General features: G+C 34.8%; 20 protein-coding genes. 2 read left to right on the forward strand and 18 right to left on the reverse strand.

All coding sequences use genetic code 11. The features are described from left to right. Positions 1-78: 78 nt before the first annotated feature. The 13 genes from ACFVR1_RS14750 to ACFVR1_RS14810 form a co-directional block, all read right to left on the reverse strand. Complete coding sequence (locus tag ACFVR1_RS14750; protein ID WP_387585082.1) at positions 79-990, reverse strand: diacylglycerol kinase; 912 nt, start codon at positions 988-990, stop codon at positions 79-81. Between the two features lie 126 nt (positions 991-1116). Next, on the reverse strand, positions 1117-1680 hold the full coding sequence (locus ACFVR1_RS14755; RefSeq protein ID WP_387585083.1) for a thioredoxin family protein: 564 nt from the start codon (positions 1678-1680) through the stop codon (positions 1117-1119). Between the two features lie 113 nt (positions 1681-1793). Next, positions 1794-2849, reverse strand: a complete 1056-nt coding sequence (locus ACFVR1_RS14760; protein WP_387585084.1) for a M42 family metallopeptidase — start codon at positions 2847-2849, stop codon at positions 1794-1796. After that, entirely contained in the window at positions 2846-3760 is a 915-nt protein-coding gene (locus tag ACFVR1_RS14765; RefSeq protein WP_387585085.1) for an acetamidase/formamidase family protein, read from the reverse strand. The genes ACFVR1_RS14760 and ACFVR1_RS14765 overlap by 4 nt, the downstream gene beginning before the upstream one ends. Positions 3761-3762: 2 nt before the next feature. Next, a complete protein-coding gene (locus ACFVR1_RS14770) occupies positions 3763-4848 on the reverse strand; it encodes a BPL-N domain-containing protein (protein ID WP_387585087.1) in 1086 nt (361 codons plus the stop codon). Between the two features lie 12 nt (positions 4849-4860). Next, complete coding sequence (locus tag ACFVR1_RS14775; RefSeq protein ID WP_387585088.1) at positions 4861-5829, reverse strand: ABC transporter ATP-binding protein; 969 nt, start codon at positions 5827-5829, stop codon at positions 4861-4863. Then, positions 5826-6818, reverse strand: a complete 993-nt coding sequence (locus ACFVR1_RS14780; RefSeq protein ID WP_387585089.1) for an ABC transporter ATP-binding protein — start codon at positions 6816-6818, stop codon at positions 5826-5828. Before ACFVR1_RS14780 ends, ACFVR1_RS14775 begins: the two co-directional genes overlap by 4 nt. Before the next feature lie 27 nt (positions 6819-6845). After that, positions 6846-7730, reverse strand: a complete 885-nt coding sequence (locus tag ACFVR1_RS14785) for an ABC transporter permease (RefSeq protein WP_387585091.1) — start codon at positions 7728-7730, stop codon at positions 6846-6848. 23 nt (positions 7731-7753) lie between these two features. Next, positions 7754-8698 (reverse strand): ABC transporter permease, encoded by a 945-nt coding sequence (locus ACFVR1_RS14790; RefSeq protein ID WP_387585138.1) that lies wholly within the window; start codon positions 8696-8698, stop codon positions 7754-7756. Between the two features lie 130 nt (positions 8699-8828). Next, on the reverse strand, positions 8829-9962 hold the full coding sequence (locus ACFVR1_RS14795; RefSeq protein ID WP_387585092.1) for a hypothetical protein: 1134 nt from the start codon (positions 9960-9962) through the stop codon (positions 8829-8831). Positions 9963-9967: 5 nt separating this feature from the next. Continuing rightward, a complete protein-coding gene (locus ACFVR1_RS14800; protein ID WP_387585093.1) occupies positions 9968-11023 on the reverse strand; it encodes a response regulator transcription factor in 1056 nt (351 codons plus the stop codon). Continuing rightward, positions 11004-11801, reverse strand: a complete 798-nt coding sequence (locus tag ACFVR1_RS14805; RefSeq protein ID WP_387585095.1) for a sensor histidine kinase — start codon at positions 11799-11801, stop codon at positions 11004-11006. The genes ACFVR1_RS14800 and ACFVR1_RS14805 overlap by 20 nt, the downstream gene beginning before the upstream one ends. A 111-nt stretch (positions 11802-11912) precedes the next feature. After that, positions 11913-13517, reverse strand: a complete 1605-nt coding sequence (locus ACFVR1_RS14810; protein ID WP_387585096.1) for an ABC transporter substrate-binding protein — start codon at positions 13515-13517, stop codon at positions 11913-11915. A gap of 199 nt (positions 13518-13716) precedes the next feature. On the opposite strand from ACFVR1_RS14810, the gene ACFVR1_RS14815 reads away from it, so the two are divergent. Both ACFVR1_RS14815 and ACFVR1_RS14820 read left to right on the forward strand, forming a co-directional pair. After that, positions 13717-14619: an acetamidase/formamidase family protein gene (locus ACFVR1_RS14815; RefSeq protein WP_387585097.1), complete on the forward strand. Its 903-nt coding sequence runs from the start codon at positions 13717-13719 to the stop codon at positions 14617-14619. A 768-nt stretch (positions 14620-15387) separates the two neighbouring features. Further along, the gene (locus tag ACFVR1_RS14820; RefSeq protein WP_387585099.1) at positions 15388-16683 is read left to right on the forward strand and encodes a globin-coupled sensor protein; all 1296 of its coding nucleotides are present in this window, start codon (positions 15388-15390) and stop codon (positions 16681-16683) included. A 189-nt stretch (positions 16684-16872) separates the two neighbouring features. Here ACFVR1_RS14820 and gatB read toward each other — a convergent pair whose 3' ends face one another. From gatB to ligA, 5 genes are all read right to left on the reverse strand, one after another. Further along, a complete protein-coding gene (gene gatB / locus ACFVR1_RS14825; protein ID WP_387585101.1) occupies positions 16873-18300 on the reverse strand; it encodes an Asp-tRNA(Asn)/Glu-tRNA(Gln) amidotransferase subunit GatB in 1428 nt (475 codons plus the stop codon). 1 nt (position 18301) lies between these two features. Further along, on the reverse strand, positions 18302-19765 hold the full coding sequence (gene gatA / locus ACFVR1_RS14830) for an Asp-tRNA(Asn)/Glu-tRNA(Gln) amidotransferase subunit GatA (protein ID WP_387585103.1): 1464 nt from the start codon (positions 19763-19765) through the stop codon (positions 18302-18304). 20 nt (positions 19766-19785) lie between these two features. Next, a complete protein-coding gene (gene gatC, locus ACFVR1_RS14835) occupies positions 19786-20076 on the reverse strand; it encodes an Asp-tRNA(Asn)/Glu-tRNA(Gln) amidotransferase subunit GatC (protein WP_387585105.1) in 291 nt (96 codons plus the stop codon). A gap of 84 nt (positions 20077-20160) precedes the next feature. Then, positions 20161-21300 carry a CamS family sex pheromone protein gene (locus tag ACFVR1_RS14840; RefSeq protein WP_387585106.1) on the reverse strand — a complete coding sequence of 380 codons (1140 nt, stop codon included), beginning with the start codon at positions 21298-21300 and terminating at the stop codon, positions 20161-20163. Between the two features lie 12 nt (positions 21301-21312). Further along, on the reverse strand, positions 21313-23319 hold the full coding sequence (gene ligA / locus ACFVR1_RS14845; protein ID WP_387585108.1) for an NAD-dependent DNA ligase LigA: 2007 nt from the start codon (positions 23317-23319) through the stop codon (positions 21313-21315). Between the last annotated feature and the right edge of the window lie 17 nt (positions 23320-23336).

Consider the following 23336-nt stretch of genomic DNA (forward strand, 5'->3'; position numbering starts at 1 on the left):
AGTTAATATGACAAATATGTATGGATATTGTAATGTGCAAAGAAACCCAGCAATCACTGAGGAATGCTGGGTTAATTTTTACGGTCTGTCCTCTTCTCGAATTTCATCGATTGGTACAAAAACCTCTATGTGTCTGTATAAATTTACAAAAGTAGCTGGAATTGTTCCACCATATTCACCATCTAGATTAAGCTGTACTTTGTCTTCTGAAGTCACTCTAATATGTTTTGCTTTTTTAGAAATAACATGTGGGTCATTTAAATGTTCACCGCGTATAGCTAAGGACGCTAGTCGAATAAAATCTGCGATATTACATTTCTTCAAAATTAATAATGTAAATTTCCCATCATTAATACTCGAAGATGGTGAAAGCTTTTCAAAGCCCCCTACTGAATTGGTTAGCCCTACTAAAAACATCATCGCTTCATCTTCGAATACTTCATCGTCGTACTCAATTTTTACTTTTGTTGCATTAATAGATGGAAGCATTTCAATCCCTTTAAGGTAATATGCAAGTTGGCCTAGCATTGTTTTTAATTTACTTGGAACCTCATATGTAAGTTCCGTAATTCTTCCACCGCCAGCAATATTAATAAAGTAACGGTCATTTACAAGGCCAACATCTACCGGAATAGTATCCCCTTTTATAATGATTTCCACTGCTTTTTGAATATCTCTAGGGATATGCACTGCTCTAGCAAAATCATTTGTTGTTCCCATTGGGATCAGACCAACTTTTGGTCGTTTATCAAATCCACTTATCCCTGCTACAACCTCGTTTAATGTACCGTCTCCCCCTGCAGCAATTACAAGGTCGAAGCCATTTTGAACTGCTTTCTTTGCAGCAACTTTCGCATCACCTTCACATGTTGTCGCATGGCAAGAGGTTTCAAATCCCGCGATTTCTAGAGCCTCTAATACTTCTGGCAAATTCTTTTTAAAAAGTTCTCTACCGGAAGTAGGATTATATATGATTCGTGCTCGTTTCATACAGATTTCCCTTTCTACTTCACAATTTCTATTACTACATAGTGACTACAATTCTTTCTAAAGGTTTCATCCCACTACTAAAAGAGCCGACTGATGCCGACTCTTGTTAATTTAATTTTACATAATTTAATTTTGAAGTGCTTGTAGCCAATTGTTTCGGATATCTTCATATACAGCTAAATGAAAGTCTTTATTATCCATAAATTCTTTTGTCATTTGTTGATAGAATGCTTTTTGAACTTCTTCAAAATTAGGGTCTTCTTTGGGAGGAAATTTTTCTCGTCCTTCTGCAACGAATTGTTGTACCTTCTCTGCTCGAGGTCCCCATTTTGCTACAACTTCTCCATCACTATTTAACAATAAATAAACAGGAATAGAACGGCCGCCATTCGTTAAATATTGATCGATTAAATCCTCATTTTCGTCGCGATATACAGCACGTACTTCGATTCCCGCTGCCTCTGCGATTTTACGTAAGATTGCATTATTCATCATTGCATCGCCGCACCAATCTTCCGTTATAACAAGTATATGTGGAGCTTTTTCTTTTAATACAGCAATAAATTCATCATCTGCTGGAACTTCGAACTGATTATAAATACTAAAAGATTCCTCTTTTTTTGTCGTCATGTCATCCATATATTGTGTTAATGATTTAGCTTCTTCAAAATATTGTTGTTCAGTTGGCAATTTGAGAAACCTCCTTTTTTACTTAGTATACTGTGTTCTTATAGCTTATTCAAATTAGTTGCTGTTTACAACAACAAGCGCATGCTCGATTTTCGAACATGCGCCTGTTATATTTATAAGTTTTCAGTGAACTCTTCGATAAAACGAACAATTAATTCTACTACATTCTCTATATCCTCAATATGAACACATCCTACTCCCGAATGTATATATTTAGAAGGAATAGAGATTGCACCCGTTATGACTCCATTTCCGGAGACACTTATCGCCCTAGCATCTGTTGCACCTTTAAGAAGAACTTCTCGTTGATATGGTATATTATACTTTTTTGCTGTTTCAACAAGTTTACGAGATAACTTTTTTGGAACCGAAATACCTTCATCATAAAACTTTATAGCAGCTCCCTTACCTAGGTAAACAGGTAATTCTTGCTTTTCATGTCCCGGTAAACCACCTGCAAGCGTTACATCAATAGCAAGTGCGATTGTTGGCTGAACAGTATATCCAACCGGGGCTGCTCCACGAATTCCTGTTTCCTCTTGAACAGTTGCGGAACCATATACTGTAGGTTGAATATCAAGTTGCTCAATTCTTTTCATCACTTCAATAAGTATTGCGCAACCTGAGCGATTATCTACGGCTTTTCCCGTGAAAATTGGCCCATCATTTAAAAACTGACCTTCCCTATCAAATGTAATATAGTCACCAATTTCAACACCAAGATTCTCTGTTTCTTTTTTCGATGAAGTTCCAACATCTAAGAAAATATCTTTCATCATGATTGCTTTTTGTATATCGCTCGAAGTTAATACATGTGCAGGCTTTGTACCGGTCACACCTTTCACAATACCCTTTTGTGTTTTTATTTGAAGCACTTGGTTTATTGCCATTCTATCATCATGGTCACCAATCGGGCCAAAATAGACGAATCCATCATTATCTATATACGTTACGATAAAACCAATTTCGTCCATATGTGCAGCTAATAAAAGGCTTATTCGTGCATTTTGACCTTTTTTAATATATATGAGATTACCTAAACTATCTTCTGTTTTGAGTAAAGAAGTATTTTCAAGTTCTCTCTTTATATAGTCTGCAACTTCATCTTCTTCACCTGAAACAGCAACTAAGTCATTTAACTCTTTTAAATAACGCTTTAATGATGTCATCCTATCTCTCCTTCAATAAGATGTAAGTTCATTTGCTGTAATATCCATTTCGGAACTACAAATCGTACTGTCATTAATGGGTCTACAATTTGGCAAATTTCAATTTGACCTATAGCACTCATTAACATAGTAGTTTCCTCTATAGATAATGTAGATTTCTCTACTATCCTGTGAATCATTTCTTCTGTTGCAATTTTTGTAGCTTCATCTAATGTTGGTGCAGATACAATTTGTGTAAACACCTCATCATTTTCTAGCATTGGATGGTTTAGTGTTTCTCCTTTAATCACTTCCAATGTAACAGTAGCTGCCCCAGGTACCTCTACACCTGAAACGCTTACTTCCCCATCTCCCATAGCAGCATGAAAATCTCCTAAACTAAATAGTGCACCTTCGGTAAATACGGGAAAGTATAATGTTGAACCTTCAGTAATCATCTTATTATCCATATTGCCACCATGAGCTCCTGGTGTCCCGCAATTTACACCTTCTCCAGCAGGTGCAACTCCAATTACACCTATCATCTTATTCAAAGGAATTTTAATCTCATTAAATATGATTTTATCATCTACTATAGGAAGAATTTTTGCGGACATCTTCTCTATACGATGCCCCATCACTCCTAAATTTGGACCTACTACCATTACCCCTTGATTTCCTATTTCGATTTTTTCAATTTTTACTTTTAAAATATCTCCTGGAACCGCACCCTCCACGTAAATTGGACCAGTTGCTGGATTAATCTCATTCCAATCAATTTCTTCGATTACTGTTTCTTTCGATTGAATTTGATTTTTAAAACAATCGTAAGTTTCAATCCGAAGCGTAGATCCAGATTCTACTTTTTTCGTGTAACTATTCATTTTATTAAATTCGTAAATAATTCCAGACTCACAAGTTAACGTTTCCATATTCATTCTCCTCTTCCTGAAAGATAATAAATGCTGTTCATCAAAAGTAGAAAATTAGGGTTTTCTTCCATTGAATGATCAGTACCACATGTTCCGAACTCTGCATGTGGAGAGAATAGAACCATATGTCCTTCCCCATATTTTGCTTCAATGATTGCCGGGTAGCCTTTTAAGTGATCATCAAATCTTTCTGTGGTTAAAGGATTCGCCCATTTCATTGCGTTCTCTGCTATTTCATTGTTTTCTAAACTCCAAGAGGGGAGAGATTTTCCAGATGCAATAAAATCTTTATATCTTGCAATGACATGTATATCCGCACCTTCTAGTAATTCAAACGCAGGTCCTTCCCAATAAATCATATCAATCGTACTCGGATTCCCCATTGCGACATTTAAAGCAACTGGATGCATCACATCCTCAAATTCTACTCGTACGAATCCAGTACCTGTACGCCAATAATCAAGTCCATGTAAATCTGTTGCTGGAATCATATTTAACCAAACATCTGATGGTACTGTATTAGGTTCAGCAGTGAGTGGAAAATAACTTCCTGCACAAGAACCTAAATACTTACCACCTCTGCTCACAAACCCACGTATTTCTTCATACCCTTTTTCTCCAAGGCCTTCATAGTATGACTCCCCTGCATCTGGCCCCCCTGGGACTATTAACAATTCATATTCGTTTAATATTCCATTTCTAATATCTAAGTCAGAAATTCTATCTACTTTTAGTCCAAATGTTTGAAAGAACAAATAAAATGGATCCGAACAAAACGAACCACAATTTAGCCCATCCAAAAAGGCAATTTTCTTCATCAAATTTAGTCGTGATAAAGAGGATGAAATATCCTCACCCGTTAAATCCGTTTGGCATTTTTCTAGTAAAGTATCGCTTGATACAACTATACTCCCTGGAAAAAGCAAATGTCCTTCTGGAAATTTTTCAGTAGTACATCTAACCTTTTCTTCCACTCGATATACGTGCTGATCACTATATAACAACTCATTTACCTGTTTAATTACTTTGGACCTGTTTCGTTGAATTGTTTCTAATCCTAATCTTGTCATAGGTAAAATTTTGTACACTACTACCCCTCCTCATTCATATAGATGACAAGCGACAAAATGACCTGAATTTATTTGCTTTAGTGAAGGGTTAATTTTTTTACAAACTTCCATACAAGACACGCAACGACTTGCAAAACGACACCCTTCTGGTAAATCAATAGGACTTGGTAAGTCTCCCTCCAAAATTAAATCTTCTCTATTTGCATTTGGATCAGGAATTGGAATTGCTGCCATTAGTGCTTTTGTATAAGGATGCAGCTTATTTTTATACAACTGCTCTACATCAGCCATCTCAACAATTTCCCCTAAATACATTACAGCAACTCTATCGCTTACATGTTCCACTACACTTAAGTCATGTGCAACAAAGAGCATCGTAAGAGACAACTCTTCTTTTAACTTTACTAATAAATTCAAAATCTGTGCTTGGACTGAAACGTCTAACGCAGAAACGGGTTCATCTGCCATGATAAATTGTGGTTCTACTAAAAGTGCACGAGCAATAACAATTCTTTGCAACTGCCCTCCACTAAATTCATGAGGATGACGATCTAAAGCATTTCGTGGAAGTCCAACTTTTTCAAGAAGTTCTTCCATTCTTTCTTTTTCTTTTCCTTTTGCTAGTCCATGAACCTTTAGAATTTCTGAAAAAGTTTGTCTAATCGTCATTCTGGGATTCAGCGAGGAATGAGGGTTTTGAAAAACCATTTGCATTTGTCTTCGTAATGCCTTCAATCTAGTTGCATCAACTTCTGTAATGTTTTCTCCATCAAAAGTAATACTCCCTGCAGTTGGATCTATAATTCGAGTAATACAACGCCCTAGCGTAGACTTCCCGCATCCACTCTCTCCAACTAGTCCAAATATTTCTCCTTCTTTTATTTCAAATGAAACGTTGTCGACAGCTTTTAGAATTTGCTCCTGCTTTCCAAAGAAACTGCGCTTACCTGTTGGAAAGTACTTCTCTAGATTTTCTACTTTCAATAATGTATTTGTCATACAATAACCCTCCTTTCCTCTAGTAGCTTTTCAGCATAGTGGCAAGACACTAAATGGCCATTGACTAGTTTTCTCAATTTAGGCGCTTCCAATAAACAGAAATCTGTCTTGTTTTTACACCGTTCTGCAAATGGGCATCCTATAATGTCTTTATGTAAGTCAGGAGGTGAACCTTCTATAGGATTAAGCATCTTAGCTTTTTCTCCTAATTTAGGAATCGATTCCATTAACCCAAGTGTATACGGATGCATTGGTGATTTGAATATTGTTTCTACATCCCCGCTCTCTACAATCTCACCAGCATACATAACAGACACTTTATCGCATACTTCTGCAACAACACCTAAATCATGAGTAATCATCAGTACTCCCATGGAAAACTCTTTTTGTAGTGCTTTTATCAAACGTAAAATTTGTGCTTGGATAGTAACATCTAAAGCTGTAGTCGGTTCATCTGCAATGAGCAGCTTAGGTTTACACGCAAGAGCAATGGCTATCATAATACGTTGCAGCATTCCACCACTAAATTCGTGCGGATACTGTAAATATCTTTTTTCAGGAGAAGGAATACCTACTAGTTCAAAAAGTTTTATCGTTTCTTTTTTTGCATCATTCTTTTTCATTTTTTTATGATACCGAAACACTTCTGCTACTTGATCACCTACTGTGAATAAGGGATTAAGTGAGGTCATAGGATCTTGGAAAATCATTGATACACTATTTCCTCTAATTTTTTGCATTTCTTTTTCTTTTTTTACTAGTAAATTAGAATCTTCTAAGAGAATTTCACCAGAAATAGTACCTCTTGTAGTATCAACTAATCGAAGAATAGATTTAGCTGTAACACTTTTTCCACTACCACTTTCCCCTACTAGTCCCATGGTTTCGCCTATTTCTATCGAAAAGTTTACGTATCTAACCGCATGCGCTATCCCACGATCAGTTTTAAATTTGGTTGAAAGGTTTTTTACTTCTAATATTTTGTTCATTTTACTTCCTCCAATCTATCACTGGTTTTACACTTTTCTTTGTTTTGGATCAAAATGTTGTTGAAGTCCGTCACCGAATAGGTTAAAAGAAATTACAGTAATCATAATAGCGAAGCCAGAAGCAAGTGCTGTATTTGGTGAAATAAGTAAATATTCACGACCTTCTTCTAACATTGCACCCCAGTCTGCTGTAGGTGGCTGCACGCCAAGTCCAAGGAAGCTCATAGCTGCTAAATCTAGAATTGCATATGCAAGATCGATAGTTGCTTGCACAACAATTGGAGAAACACAGTTCGGTAATATATGTCTAAAAATGATTCGAAAATTAGAGAAACCTAAGTTTTTTGCTGCTTCTACATAGGTCTGCTCTTTCTCTACCAATGTTACAGATCTGACAAGCCGGGCAATCATTGGAATATAAACAATTCCAAGAGCAATGACCGCATTCTCTAATCCCTTTCCAAATACCGCTACAATAATAAAAGCTAATAATAAAGCTGGAAATGCAAGGATCACATCAAAGATACGAGTAATTAAATTATCAATTCTTCCTCCGTAATACCCAGCAATTAATCCAAGAGGAACACCTATTACTGATGAAATCCCTACAACTAATACTGCTCCTAATAAAGTAGTTCTTGCGCCAAATAAGACTCTACTAAAAATATCTCTTCCTTGTTTATCTGTCCCAAAAATATGTTCACTAGAAGCAGAATGTAATGACATGGATAAATCTTGAGCATTTGGCTCATAGGGTGCAAATAATGGTGCAAATACTGCAAGTAAAACAATAATGGCAAGTACAATTCCTCCTGCAACTGCGAGATAATTTTTGAAGAAGGAAGACTTAAACACACGTGACTTTTTAGATTTAATAAAAGGTTTTCTACCTATACTTCTTACTTGTGTCATCCTTTTCACCTCCGATAATCGTTTTAGTAACGTATTCTTGGATCAACGACTGCATAAAGCAAATCTACAATTAAATTAATTAATAAAAATACCGTTACCATAAACAGAGTCGTTCCTTGAACAACTGGATAATCACTCGCTTGTACTCCGTTAACAATTAAGCTACCGATTCCTCCGAGCCCAAAAGTATACTCTACTAGTACAGTTCCTACTATTAAAAAACCGAGCTGTAAACCAGTAACTGTTAAAAGAGGGATTAGTGCATTTTTAAAAGCGTGCTTTAAAATAATGACTCGTTTAGGAATTCCTTTTGCAATGGCAGTTTGAATATAATTCGTATTTAATACTTCAATCATTCCACTTCTAGTAATTCTCGAGCTCAAAGCCAACATATTCAAACCAAGTGCCATAGACGGCAATATTAAGTATTTAAAGTTCCCCATAAACGAGTCTCCCGTCCCAAATGCTGGTAAAATATCAAGCTTATATGAAAATAAGAGAACTAATAATACACCTGTAAAGAAAACAGGGGAGGAGACTCCTCCTAAAGAAATTAATGAAGTTAAATAGTCTACCCAAGTATTTTTCTTTACTGCAGCAAGAATTCCTAAAGGTATAGCTAATATGATTGTAAATAATGCACTCATTCCAACAAGTTGCAACGTCAATGGCAAACGGTTAGCAATCATTCCTGAAACCGATTGCTTCATTTTAAAACTTTCTCCTAAATCACCCTGCACCGCATTTCCTATCCAAATCATATATTGTTTCCAAACAGGATCATTTAGATGATATTTTTCTCTTATGTTCTCTAGTACCTCTGGTGAAGTTTGTTTACCTCCTACCATAACTAAAGCAGGGTCTGTGGAACTTATATGCGACATTCCAAATACCAATATAGAAACTAAGAACAATACCGGTAACAACACCAATAGTCGTCTAATAATGTATGAAAACAACGTACCCACCATCCTTTTTTTCATTTATATATCTAGTTTTTATTAATTATTATTTTACTGCTTTAATTAGAATGCTATTTTAAATTTTCAATCAATTAATCTTTAATATTTCATTAAAAAAAAGCATAAAGGATTGTCCCTATGCTTTCTTAATATACAAATTCATATTCATTAATCTCACAATGAGTATTGAACTAATTGTTCCAGCCAATATTCCAATAATAACGTCATATAACGTGAAAAAAACAATACTTAAAACTAGCCCTGCAATAAATGAAATTCTTGTTTTTACACTACTTTCACTAGGCCAAATAATGACTGAATATAATGGTCCCCAAATTAAACCGAAAAACAAAAAAATGTCCAGCAATGTTAAATCCCAAAATACAACTATTATTAGCGGAAAGAATAGATAATAAAAAAAGGAAAGTGACCGATAGTTGGATGACTCATTTTGCATTGTCTTCCATAGACGTATAACAACATAAATGGAAATAAAGATTGAAGTGCTAACAAACAACAATTGACCAAATTGACCACCAAACCTACTCATCACTTGCATACTTACTCGATCACTTAAATCTGGGAATACAGCTTGAGCTCTCCCTAAAAAAGAAATCGAACCAAATGCTATCAATACATTGGCAGAAATAAGTCCTGCAATAATGAATGATCTCGATTTATGCCCTATTTTCACCTTTTCATACACTGTATGGTAACCATATTGATGTGCGACAAGAATAATACCTAATCCTAGTATTAGAAAAATTGATTCATTTATATTTATTGTTAGCATATCCCTGGAAAGGAAATGCAAACCAGAATATACTGTTGGAATACTTACCCTTAAATAGACAAGTGTTGGTATAAGAAATGAAACTATTAACCCTAAAACAATAGTACTTGTTGATACCCATTTTTCCTCAAACTTTCTTAGAAATAATACAAAGATAGTCGCCACTAATACCAGAATGATAATGATAACCTGAAAATATTGAGTAGCAGCTTCGCTAAAAATAATCTTCCCAACTAAGAAAATACTTAATGATGTCTCGATAAAATATAAAGAGTAAACTAACTTTTTCAATAAGGGATCATGAATTCTAGATACTTTTTTGTTTTTTAATAAATATATAATATAAAATGAAATTGCCAACATGATAGAAAATCCTAGTAGACCAGCTACACCAAAATCGTATGCAACCTGTGCCGCTAAAAAAAACATAACAGGTGTTATAGATGGAATAAGTAAGTCAATTATCTTTGTACCCATACTTATCACCCAATTTCTTTTTTAAAATTGCTCGGAGAAACACCAGTAATTTTTTTGAAGCAAACAGAAAAATAAGCTGAACTATTAAATCCAACCATATCAGACACTATTTCAACATTGAAATTTTTTAATAGAAGTTCTTTTGCTTTGTTTATTCTTACGTTTAACAAAATTTCTGTAAACGTCATCCCGTACTCTTTTTTTAATAAACGATTCAAATGAGAAGAGCTCACATGAACATTTTTTGCTACTTTAGAAACTGTTAAATCTTTGTTATAGTTTTCCTGCATGTAGCTCATAAATTGAGTGAATACAGTTTTATTTTGCTCGTAGTAATCTTTTAAAGCATTACTATACGCTATTTTAATAGTATTACCGCTGCCAATACCAAAAGGTAATTGCTGCGACCTTTCTAAATTATGTTGAACTAATATTTCTTTAACTGCCTCTAAATGTTCCGTATTTGTAAGTAATACTTGAAAATCCCCAATTGGCTGTGGTGCAATTAACACATTGTATACACTCAGATTCCGTTTCAATTGTTCAGTACTTTCAAACTCACTTTTCTTTATCAAAAGGACTATCTCTGGAGAAAAGCTAAAGTGTTTAAACTTCTCATCATAAGAAACTACCTCTTCACCGAAAATATCCCGCTCAATAATCGATTGCAAAACAAAATAGTTTAAGTTTAGTTGCTTTTTATAAGCTTCTTTCATTTTCATTAATGTTTTATTAAATTCATCAACAGAAAAAGGTTTTAATAAATAACAGCTAGTCCCGAGTTCCAGTGCTTGTTTTGCATACTTAAACTCACTAAATGCAGATACAATTGAAACGATTGTTTTCGGCCACTTTACTCGAATTTCCTTGAGTACATCAAGACCATTTAATCCAGGCATTTGAATATCAAGAAAGGCTAAATCTACATCGTTCCTCTCTAATTGATTAATAGCTTCTAAACCATTTTCTGCACACACTATATCAAATTCTCCACCGTCTTCTAATAGCTTCTTCAAACTTAATAACTCCAATGGCTCGTCATCAACTAAAAGTATTTTCATGTGAAATATCCTCCTTTAATGTGATTAAGCATATTGTCCCTTCATTTGAACTTTTTATGGAAAAATCTCCTCTTTCCCCATAATAATGCTTAATACGTTGATATGTATTCTTAACCCCAATTCCAAGCAGATTAGATTCCACTTTATTTTCCTTCCATTGATTAAATTCATTTAAAGTATTTTCCGACATTCCAATGCCATTATCCTGAATCGTGATGTGGATTACTTTACCTACTTCTTCAATTTGAATGTTAATATTACCTCCATTTAATTTAGGCTCAATTCCATATTTACAAGCATTTTCTACAAGTGGCTGTATTGTAAGCATTGGGATGGTTACATTCTCTAATTTATCCGTATATGCAATACTCCAATCTAATCGATTTCCAAACCTAAGTTTTTGGATCTTCAAATACATTTGTGCACTTTCAATTTCCTCCTTTAACATGACCAACTGCTGAGAATCTCGAATTGTATATCTCAGTAGAGAAGAGATAGCAAAAATCGAATCTTCTGCATCATCATTTCGATTTAAACGAATTAATGATGTAATTGCATTCAAAGAATTAAAAAGAAAATGAGGATGAATTTGAGAAGCTAAATTACTAAGCTGTGCTTCCTTCAATAAATTTTCTAGCTCTGTTTTTTTCTTTTCCATAACTAAAAACTCATGTTCATTTTGAAAAATTAGGAGAGAAACAATAGTAGTTAAACTAATTACACCACCAACAATTCCAAAAACTATTAGAAAAGTAAACATCGGTTGAGTTAAAACCATTTTGTAATCAACACCTTTTGAATATTCAGAAAATATAGTTCATTATACCCTAGAAAACAAATAAGAACTATAAAAAAATAAAAGGGACGAGAAAAAATTCTCGTCTTCCTTTTATTTGAATTTCATATTTTTAGTAAATGAATCCCAATACCATAAACCTGTAATATTATAGCCTTCTAGATTTTTATTTGAAGCTAAAATTTGTTTAGGATGGTCAATCATTATCCAAGGAGTGTCTTCTGCTATAATAGTTTCTGCTTTTATCATTAATTCAGTCCGAATTTTATCATCTGTTAAAACGCTTTGTTTATCTAAATATTGGTCTACTTGACTATTACTATAATTAGCAAAATTTGATCCACCATCTCCTCTATTATTAGAGTGGAATACTGGTTGTAAATTCCCTACTGGGTCTGGGAAATCTGCTCCCCATGATTGCATTAATATATCATAATCACGTTCACCACTAAATGCTCTTGTGTTAACCTCTTCACTTGTAGCTTTTTCAATCTCAAGATTAATTCCTAAAGGTTTTACTGCAGCTTGTAAAGCAAGCGCTGTATTAAGTTTTAAAGTATTTCCTTCTGTTAAAATTGTTGCGCTGAAACCATTTGGAACACTAGATTTTGCCAGATACTGCTTTGCTTTGTCTATATCAAAAGAGTAGTCTGGAAGTTTGTCATAAGCTGCTTGCCAAGCATCTTTTTCAAAAACCCAAGTCGCTGGTGCAATTGGAACTGCCTTTGCAGGAGAACCTGAATCTTTTACGATTTCATCCAGAATTTTTTGTTTATCTAAAGCATAGTTCATTGCTTTGCGTACATTAATATCATCAAATGGTGGTCTGGACATATTCATTACTACAAAGTCATTTAACCAACTATCTACCATATCTATTTGTACATTTTCCATTTCTTGAACAACAGGTATTAAATCTAATGGTAATCCTATAGTTGCTGTAACTTGACCAGTTTTTAAACCTGTTACAGTAGTTGTTCCTTCCGGTAATACTTTAAAAACTACTTTATCTAAATAAGGACCACCTGAGGTATCCCAGTAGTTTTCATTTTTCTTTAATGAGATTTCAGATCCAGTTTTCCATTCAACATACTCAAAAGGTCCTGTCCCCATAACTCCGCCATCAGGCTTTCCAAAATTATCTTTATGTGATTCATAGTAATTCTTACTTACAACGTGACCACCAGTAGTAGCTAGTACGTAACGCCATAAAGTATCTGGTTGCTTTAAAGTTACTTTAATTGACCATTCATCAGTTTTTTCAATTTTATCAACGTTAGCATACATCCAGCCAACGTAAGATGCTGTAGCCGGATCTTTAATTCGTTCCATTGAAAATAATACATCCTCTACAGTCATTGGTGTTCCATCAGAAAATTTCACATCTTTTCTTATATTATAAATATAAGTTAGTGGATCAGGATTCTCCCAACTTTCAGCAAGCAAAGGTTGTATTTGTCCTTCTGCATCAAAGTATAGTAACCCCTCAGTAATCTGTGTAACTACAGGATTCGTTGTAAAATCATAAGAGAATGCAGGATCTAATGATACAATATCACCCGAAAGTGCGAAATTAAGTGTATTGTCCCCGCCTCCTGTGTTACTACTTTTAGAACTTTTAGTTTCATCGGAACATGCTGCTATGACAAAAGACAGTAATAATACGAACATAATCAGTATGGTCTTCGTTTTTCTCAAATCAATTCCTCCTTTTTTAAATTTTCTGACTAAATTTATTATGACGATTCTTATTGAATGATAGTTTAAATAATGAATCATAAAATCTTAAAAAAATAACCAATAAACATCAATATTTTTAAAAATTCCGAAAACATATTGACTTATATTTATTCATATTCTAAAGTGGTTCACAACAACTTACTTTAGGAGGTATACCATGCATTATTTAAAACGAGAACAATCCGTTTATAGTTTCAATAAAGATCATAAACCTGTTTTGCATATTCAACCTGGAGAAAATGTTCTATTTCAAATATACGATTGCTTTACAAACCAAATTCAGTCTGATGAACATCTAATTACATCTATCGACTTTTCTAAAGTAAATCCAGCTACAGGTCCGGTTTATATTGAAGGTGCATTGCCGGGGCAAACGTTAAAAGTAGAAATACATGATATAAAAGTACGTGATTGGGGTGTTATTAGTACACTTCCTGAAATTGGAGTTCTTATCCACCGTGCAGAAACAAAAACAAAAATAGTGAAGGTTGAGAATGACATCAAAATTCATTTTAATGACGATATCTCATTTGAAGCAAAACCAATGATAGGTGTAATTGGATGTGCACCAGCTGGTGAAGAAGTTCCATGTGGATTACCTGGTGATCATGGAGGTAATATCGATAATCATGTGATAACAAAAGGTTCTATAGTTTATTTACCAATAAATGTAGAAGGTGCCCTTTTTGGATTAGGAGACATTCATGCTTCCATGGGTGATGGAGAAATTTGCGGAACTGGTGTAGAAATTTCTGGTGAAGTTGAAACTACTATTTCTACTCTTCCCAATACTAAGATTAACAGACCTATAGTTGAAACCAAAGATGATTGGTATTCGATAGCTTCTCATACAGACACAAATAGAGCAATTCAAATTGCTTGTGAAGATATGCAAGATTTGTTAGTAGATAAGTGGAACTTAAGCCAAACGGATGCTTACTTATTAATGTCAGTAGCAGGTGACGTACAAATGTGTCAATGCTGCAAACCTTCTCCGGTTGATGTAATTGCAAGGTTCAGAATGCCAAAGCTTGAAAATATGCCAAGACTGATTGACTAATAGTAACTATGTTAAGATGGTAGAATTTAATACAATAGCTATTAAAATTCACATTCAACATGTCCGTACATTGATTGGTCTTGTTTTACTTGTCATCTGTCAATTTCGGACAACTATTGGTCTAGTTAAGCCATTTATTGAAAAATCTTTTGAATTTGGTATACCACGATGCCAAATAATAATTGGATTTTCCGATTTCTAACGATAGATTGTGTCTTTAGAATTGTGATTCAAAATTAAAAGATGACTTCCATTTGAAATCTGGAAGTCATCTTTTGTTGTTATCCTTTTAAGTTCTTTACCGCTTTTATAGTCGTCAATCAATTATGGATTATGCCTAGAGTTGTAATTTCAATTTCATGAACTACATTATCTTCTGAAATTTGCATTAAATCCACTGCTTTTACAACTTTTTCTTCCACTCGGTCGTTATCTGCAAGTTCTTTGAATACTTTTCTTCACGATGTAAGAGAAATCGTTCCATCTGCGATTAATTGAAACATCCCTGCAAGATTAGATAGAGTTAGCTTTATATTCTTTAATTTTTTGAATCTGCATTAATTTAGTCTACATCCCATTTAAGATAGACTTAATACCCAACCTATTTTGACGATAAAAGACTAGAGTGCAATAGAAGAATTACAATAGAAATTTAATACGGAGATATGGAAACAACAGATACATTTTAAAATGGATGGCATAGATATTAAGAATATCTAATTAGGGAGCCTGGCCAACTTAGTTTCTACCAAAAGGAGAATATATAAAGTGACTCTTTTCTTTAAAAAGCAAAATTCTAACAACAGTATTGATTTTACTAAAGATATAACCGTCGTATTAGATATACCAGATCATTCTGAAATAAAAAAGCAAATTTCAATGATTCATCTCACGAAAAATGATCTTGCAATACTTCACCATTTACAGCCATTTATTCAACAGATATTAGAAAATACGGTAACATCTTTTTACAAATCATTAGAGGCTGAATCAAAACTAATGGATATTATTACCGCTCATAGTAGTGTCGAACGACTGAAAAAAACACTATATAACCACCTTTTAGAAATGTTCAGTGGCGTTATCGATTCAAATTACCTTAACCAAAGAAAGATAATTGCCCATGTTCACGTAAAAATTGGACTTGAACCAAAGTGGTATATGGCCGCTTTTGAAACATTAAATTACGAATTCATAAAGTATATAATGACTCTATCCATTTCAGATTCAGACAAACGTGGTGCCCTTTCTGCGATAAATAAAGTATTGAATTTAGAGCAACAATTAGTATTAGAGGCCTATGAAGCTGAAAATGTGCGTCTGAGAGCGGCAGAACAATTAAAAAAGGATAAAGTAAAAATTATGGTACATGACACTACAGAGAATCTTGCAGCCGTTAGTGAAGAAACAAGTGCATCGATCAATAAATTATCTTACCAAGCAACAAATATCAAAGAATCTACTAACCAAAATCTATCTTTCGTAAAAGATACGGAGGAAAAATCACAAGCCGGTCAAGTACTTCTAACTAAACAAATGGAACAAATGCAATTAATTACTGAAAGTATCAATGCTTTACAGAAAAAAATGGTACAACTCCAAGACTCTTCTAATAGAATCCGAGATATTGTTAGTTTAGTTACATCTATAGCAAATCAAACCAATCTACTTGCTCTAAATGCTGCCATTGAAGCGGCGCGTGCAGGTGAACATGGTGTAGGGTTTGCAGTAGTAGCTTCTGAAGTAAGAAAACTCTCTGAAGACACAAAAAAAGCAATAGAAAGCGTCGAAGGATTAATCCAAGACACAGACGATGGTATTGGGGACATAACCAATTCAGTTTCTGAAATGAACCAACTAATTGCTGATGGTGCAGATAAGTATGAGCAAATGTCAGAATCCTATAAAAACATTGTTAAGGCAATGTCAGGAATTAAAATTCAAAACGAACAAACTAATACAGAAATCGCAACTATTTCTGAAATTTTGAATGAATTAAATCTTGCTGTAGATTCCATCGCTATCTCTTCAGATGGATTAATAAATACAATAAACGAATTATAAAAAATAGAATATAGTAAAATTAAAACTATTGAAAAAGTCCGTCCAATAAGTTAGAAAATCGTTGAAACTGCTCCCTTTCCGCGGGCGTTTCTTCGGTCTCCTCGCTTCGCTGAGGTCAATCGCTACTTTTTAATGGCTTCAAATAAAAAGGATGACACCAGTTTAATAACTGGTGCCATCCTTTAATTTTTATCGTTTTACAATTTCTTCTTGTAAAATTTTGTTTACAAGTGGTGGGTTTGCTTGTCCTTTTGTTGCTTTCATAATTTGTCCAACAAGGAAACCGATTGCACGGTCTTTACCGTTTTTAAAGTCTTCAATCGATTGAGGGTTTGCATCCAACGTTGTAGTAACGATTTCACGAAGTGCGCCTTCATCTGAAATTTGTACTAAGCCCTGTGCTTTTACAACTTCTTCTGCTTCTCCTCCGTTATCCGCAAGCTCCTTGAATACTTTTTTTGCAATTTTAGATGAAATAGTACCATCTGAAATTAACTTAATCATTCCAGAAAGATTAGATGGAGTAAGTTTAATATCCTTCAATTCTTTTTGATCTGCATTTAAATAAGCAGAAACTTCACCCATTAACCAGTTTGCAGAAAGTTTTACATCCGCTCCGTCAGCTATAGTTGCTTCAAAGAAGTTAGCCATATCTTTTGATAAAGTTAATACATGAGCATCATATGGGGATAAACCAAGTTCTTCGATGTAACGTTGTTTACGTGCATCTGGTAACTCTGGAATTTCTGCACGAACACGCTCTAACCATGCATCATCAATTACAAGATCAACTAAATCTGGTTCTGGGAAATAACGATAGTCGTCCGTTCCCTCTTTAACGCGCATTAGAATTGTTTTACCTGTTTTCTCATCGTAACGACGAGTTTCTTGTTCGATTATTCCACCAGAAGACAGTACTTCCGCTTGTCGTATTTCCTCATGTTCTAAACCTCTGCGTACATAGTTAAATGAGTTTAAATTTTTCAATTCTGTTTTTGTACCAAATTTTTCTTGTCCATATGGACGAATAGAAATATTAGCGTCACAACGTAAAGATCCTTCTTCCATTTTACAGTCCGAAACATCTGTATATTGAATAATGGATTTTACTTTTTCCAAGTATGCGTATGCTTCCTCTGGGGTACGAATATCTGGTTCAGAAACTATTTCTACTAATGGAGTTCCTTGACGGTTAAAGTCTACTAAAGAATAACCATCCGCATGTGATAATTTACCTGCATCTTCTTCCATATGAAGACGAGTTATACCTATACGTTTTTTCTCTCCATTAACTTCAATTTCCACCCAACCGTTTTTACCTATTGGCTTATCAAATTGTGAGATTTGATATGCTTTCGGATTGTCTGGATAGAAATAGTTTTTACGATCAAATTTTGTATTTTGCTCGATTTCCATATTTAATGCAAGTGCTGCACGCATTGCAAAATCTACTACGTTTTTATTTAGTACAGGTAGTACGCCTGGATACCCAAGGTCAATTACTGTCGTATTTGTATTTGGTTCAGCTCCAAAATGGTTCGGTGCTGCTGAGAAGATTTTAGAGTTTGTTTTTAACTCTACGTGTACTTCTAATCCAATAACTGTTTCAAAGTTCATGTTATTTTCCCTCCCAAATTTGAGGAGTTTGTTTATGGAAATCTGTCGCTTGCTCATATGCGTGGGCTACACGATAAATAGTTGACTCATCAAAATAATTTCCGATAATTTGTAAACCAAGTGGCAGGTCATTTTCAAATCCACAAGGGATTGAAATAGCTGGTACTCCCGCAAGGTTAATCGGAATAGTTAATATATCATTTGCATACATCGTTAAAGGATCTTCTACGTTCTCACCAATTTTAAATGCTGGTGTTGGTGCAGTCGGTCCAACAATTACATCATAGTCTGCTAATACTTTATCGAAATCTTCCTTGATTAGGGTACGAACTTGTTGTGCCTTTTTATAGTAAGCATCATAAGTCCCTGCACTTAAAGAATATGTTCCAAGCATAATACGGCGTTTCACTTCATCACCAAATCCTTGAGAACGAGTTTCTTTATATAGTTCCATTAAGTTTTGAACATTTTCTGCACGGAAACCATAACGAATACCATCGAAACGTGAAAGATTAGATGACGCTTCTGAAGAAGCAAGAATATAGTATGTTGCTAAAGCATATTTAGAATGTGGTAATGAAATCTCTTCCCAAGTTGCTCCAAGAGATTCTAAAACTTTCAATGCATCAAGAACTGATTGACGAACTGCTTCGCTAACACCTTCACCTAAATATTCCTTTGGAACAGCAATTCGAAGACCTTTAATGTCTCCTGTTAAAGCTGCAGCAAAGTTTGGTACTTCTACGTCTGCTGAAGTAGAGTCATGTGGATCAAGTCCAGAAATTGCTTCAAGTAATAATGCATTGTCTGTTACATTGCGAGTAATCGGTCCGATTTGGTCAAGAGAAGATGCAAATGCAACTAGACCAAAACGAGAAACACGACCGTAGGTAGGTTTCATCCCAACAACTCCACAGTATGAAGCTGGTTGACGAATAGATCCACCAGTATCAGAGCCTAATGAGAATGGAACTTCTCCTGCTGCCACTGCGGCTGCAGATGCGCCTGACGAACCACCTGGAACACGATCTAATGCCCATGGATTTTTTGTTGTTTTATATGCTGAGTTTTCATTTGAAGAACCCATCGCAAACTCATCCATATTCAGTTTCCCGATTGTAACCATTCCTGCTGCGCGTAGTTTATTTACGACAGTAGCATCATAAATCGGATTAAATCCTTCTAAAATCTTACTAGCACAAGTTGTTTCTAAACCTTCTGTTACAATGTTATCTTTTACTCCAATGGGTAAACCAAATAATGGTCCGCGCTCTTCAAAAGGTACTTGATCCAACTCTGCAGCAGTTAGAGAAGCTTTTTCTTTATTTAATGCTAAGAATGCTTCTACGTCACCGTCTAGTTTTTCTACGCGTGCAAATGCTTCTTTTGTCAAATCAGCAATTGTAATTTCCTTGTTATGTAAAAGAGCTTGTAATTCTTTTGCCGAACGTTCGAATAACGTCATTATATTCCCTCCTACAACTATTAATCCATAATAGATGGTACTTTTACTTGTCCTGCTTCTTGTTCTTTTACATTTAACATCATCGTTTCGCGTTCTAATCCTTTAATTGCTTTATCCTCACGTAAAACGTTCACTAAAGGTAAAACATGCGTTGTTGGTACTACATTTGTAGTATCTAATTCTTTAAGTTGCTCTGCAAAGTCTGTAATTGCACCAAGCTGAAGAGCAAACTTTTCTGCTTCCTCTTCAGTGATTGCAAGTCGTGCTAAATGCGCTACGTGCTTTACTTCTTCTTTTGAAATATTCGCCAATTTTCACACCTCCGAATTCAATAACCATAAGCAATATCATATCATTTTTCACTCTAATTGAATAGAGTGACTCCTTCTTAAGGCTTATGGGGAATATATATGCACATATGGGTCTTCGTCGCCTGGTTTTTTGATCAATAATGCTTCTGCTCCGTTCATGGAATTCACATTAACTTCCACATTCATCGACGTATTAAAATGGTCTTTTACTAACGCTGCAAGTTGTTGTGTAAATCCAATTATCTCAGCTGTTCCATAGAATTGAATAGGAATGGTTATGGTTAATTTTTGCAACTGTTTATCTTTAAAATATCCAGTCCCAATAACACTTGTGTAATTAGAGAAGTACGTCTCAACATCTTGTTTAAAATTACGGAATATTGTATCTAGATCTCGGTATTTTTTCTCTGAATCTGCTGACGGGAAGAGAACATATTCTTCATCAATAGCTTTCCAATCTGAAACATTTTTTCCGCTAGGGGCAACGCTATATTTGAAGTACGTTCCTGGTACGACTGCATTTCTACTATTTTGTTTAAATAAGCCAACAACGATTGGTATATCAGCTAATGCTTCATTTTTTTGACGCATTCGAGTAACTACCTCTTCTGCAATTCGCTTGCCATTGTCCTCAATTTCTTTTTGGGACAACGGTTCTTCATAGGTCGCTCCGTATGCTTCTTTTTGATAATAATAAATAGAATTCAAAGCAAGCCCTACTGAAACTCCCGCAAGTTTTACGGTATTACCTTCTTTTTTCAAATAATTTTGTTCAACAATATGTGAAATATAAATAGGAGCTTTTTTTGCTTTTTCTTCTCCAGTCAAACCTTCATCACTAGGGTTTAATCCATCACTCGTCTGATTGCTCCTTGCTAACCAAGAGACAATTGTTTTTTTGTCTAAAAACTGTCCTTCTTGAAATAAGTAAGTATCCGGTGAAAACTCTTTTTGTGAAATTCGAAGAAGACCTGTTTCTACTTCTTTCATATCATATTTTGTTGATAGATTAGATACAACTAATCCTCTACTTTTACTTGCCTCATATGGTAATAGTGTCCGGTAGTACGTATCATCTAATTGTAAACTTGGAATGATAACTTTTTTCGATGTTTTTTGCTCTGTGTCTTGGATTACTTCTGTTTCTTTTTTGATAGAAGGAGTACATCCAGAGACAATTAGCAATAAAATCATCGTTGATATTCCTATTAATTTTTTTGCCATGTTTAAACTCCTCTATTTTTCCTCTAGTTGATCTAAAAGTTTTTGTTCATCCCAGATTTCAATGCCTAAGCTTGTAGCTTTTTCAAGCTTCGAGCCTGCATCCTCTCCAGCGATAACTATATCTGTTTTTTTGCTTACACTACCAGCTACATTGCCACCTAAAGATTCAATTCTTTCTTTAGCTTCTTGACGTGTTAGCTGCGTTAGCTTTCCAGTTAATACAACTGTTTTATTTATAAATGGACTATTTTCTATCATAGAAGTATCAATTACTTTACCTGTAAAATGTAATGTTAATCCTGCTGATTTTAATCTTTCTATCAGCTGTTCTACTTCTTCTTGTTCAAAATAGGTTACTAGCGAATCGGCCATTTTGTCTCCGATTTCAAACACTGCTGTTAGCCCTTCTCTAGTTGCTTGCTTAAGAGCATCGAAGCTATGGAATGTCTCCGATAAAATTTTCGCTGCCTTTTCTCCAATATGACGTATTCCAAGTCCGAACAATACACGTTCCATTGAGTTTGATTTAGACACTTCTATTGCTTGAACCAAATTCGTTGCAGATTTCAATCCCATTCGTTCTAATTTAACTAAATCTTCTACTGTTAATTTGTAAAGATCTGAAACATCTACAATAAGTTTCTCTCTAAATAACTGCTCTACAACTTTTTCTCCTAGACCTTCAATATTCATCGCATTTCTTGATGCAAAGTGATAAATACCTTCTTGGATTTGAGCTGGACATTGGGGATTGACACAACGTAATGCAACTTCTTCTTCAATCCTTATTAATTCACTATCACAAACAGGACAGTTTGTTGGCATTTCATAAGGGATTTCCGAGCCGTCGCGTTCTTCTAAAATGACTGCAACTACCTCTGGAATAATATCTCCTGCTTTACGGATTATCACTCGATCTCCAATCCGAATATCTTTAGCACGGATTAAGTCTTCATTGTGCAATGTTGCACGTTGAACTGTAGATCCCGCTACTTGTGCTGGTTCCAATATAGCAGTTGGTGTGACAACGCCAGTTCTTCCGACCGTTAAATCGATGTCAATAATAGTTGTTACTACTTCTTCTGCTGGAAATTTAAAAGCAATTGCAAAACGGGGGCTTTTTGCAGTAAAACCTAGCTCCTCTTGTTGTGCATAATCATCTACTTTTATAACGATTCCATCTATTTCATAGGGAATATCATTTCGTTTGGCTGTCCATTCTTGAATAAATTCAAGGACTTCTTCAATTGAAGAACATTTTCTAGTCTCTTTATTGGTCGGTAAACCTTGTTCTTTCATAAATTGAAGCGCATCTGAATGCTGATCAATGTTTAGTTCTCCTCCGTTGCCCCCCATCCCATATGCAAAGAATGAAAGTTTTCGACTCGCCGCCATTTTTGGATCTAATTGACGTAATGACCCTGCAGCTGCATTACGAGGATTGGCTAATAACTCTTCTCCTCGTTCAGCTCTCTCTTCGTTTAGTTTATTAAACGAAGATTTTGGCATATAAGCTTCTCCTCTTGCTTCGATAGTTACTTTATCTTTTAAACGAAGTGGTATGGCACGGATTGTTTTAATATTACTAGTAATATCTTCTCCTGTAGTCCCATCTCCCCTAGTAGCACCACGGGAAAGTATGCCATCTTCATATAGAAGGGAAATGGCTAATCCGTCAATCTTTAGCTCACATACATAGTTCGGTGAATCATCAATTAGACTGCGAATTCTAGTGTCAAAATCACGTATATCTTCTTCATTAAACGCATTAGACAGACTAAGCATAGGACTCGCATGCGTTACTTTTTGAAAACCATCTATGATAGTAGCTCCCACTCGTTGTGTAGGGGAATCTGGTAATATTAAATTTGGATTTTGTTCTTCTAATGCAATTAATTCGTTTAAATATTGGTCATAGACTGCATCAGAAACGATAGGCTCATCCATCACATAGTACGCATATCCATAGTCATATAAAAGCTTGTGTAGCTCTTTTACTCGTTGTTCTAATTTTTCCATAGGTTTTCCTCCACCAA

This window comes from Psychrobacillus sp. NPDC058041 (assembly GCF_042885655.1).
GTDB lineage: Bacteria > Bacillota > Bacilli > Bacillales_A > Planococcaceae > Psychrobacillus.

Excerpts from the sequence above, each read along its gene's own strand:
- ACFVR1_RS14750 (WP_387585082.1), bottom strand. The coding sequence starts at position 990 with ATGAAACGAGCACGAATCATATATAATCCTACTTCCGGTAGAGAACTT.
- ACFVR1_RS14760 (WP_387585084.1), bottom strand. The coding sequence starts at position 2,849 with ATGACATCATTAAAGCGTTATTTAAAAGAGTTAAATGACTTAGTTGCT.
- ACFVR1_RS14765 (WP_387585085.1), bottom strand. The coding sequence starts at position 3,760 with ATGGAAACGTTAACTTGTGAGTCTGGAATTATTTACGAATTTAATAAA.
- ACFVR1_RS14775 (WP_387585088.1), bottom strand. The coding sequence starts at position 5,829 with ATGACAAATACATTATTGAAAGTAGAAAATCTAGAGAAGTACTTTCCA.
- ACFVR1_RS14780 (WP_387585089.1), bottom strand. The coding sequence starts at position 6,818 with ATGAACAAAATATTAGAAGTAAAAAACCTTTCAACCAAATTTAAAACT.
- ACFVR1_RS14785 (WP_387585091.1), bottom strand. The coding sequence starts at position 7,730 with ATGACACAAGTAAGAAGTATAGGTAGAAAACCTTTTATTAAATCTAAA.
- ACFVR1_RS14795 (WP_387585092.1), bottom strand. The coding sequence starts at position 9,962 with ATGGGTACAAAGATAATTGACTTACTTATTCCATCTATAACACCTGTT.
- ACFVR1_RS14800 (WP_387585093.1), bottom strand. The coding sequence starts at position 11,023 with ATGAAAATACTTTTAGTTGATGACGAGCCATTGGAGTTATTAAGTTTG.
- ACFVR1_RS14805 (WP_387585095.1), bottom strand. The coding sequence starts at position 11,801 with ATGGTTTTAACTCAACCGATGTTTACTTTTCTAATAGTTTTTGGAATT.
- ACFVR1_RS14815 (WP_387585097.1), top strand. The coding sequence starts at position 13,717 with ATGCATTATTTAAAACGAGAACAATCCGTTTATAGTTTCAATAAAGAT.
- gatB (WP_387585101.1), bottom strand. The coding sequence starts at position 18,300 with ATGAACTTTGAAACAGTTATTGGATTAGAAGTACACGTAGAGTTAAAA.
- gatA (WP_387585103.1), bottom strand. The coding sequence starts at position 19,765 with ATGACGTTATTCGAACGTTCGGCAAAAGAATTACAAGCTCTTTTACAT.
- ACFVR1_RS14840 (WP_387585106.1), bottom strand. The coding sequence starts at position 21,300 with ATGGCAAAAAAATTAATAGGAATATCAACGATGATTTTATTGCTAATT.
- ligA (WP_387585108.1), bottom strand. The coding sequence starts at position 23,319 with ATGGAAAAATTAGAACAACGAGTAAAAGAGCTACACAAGCTTTTATAT.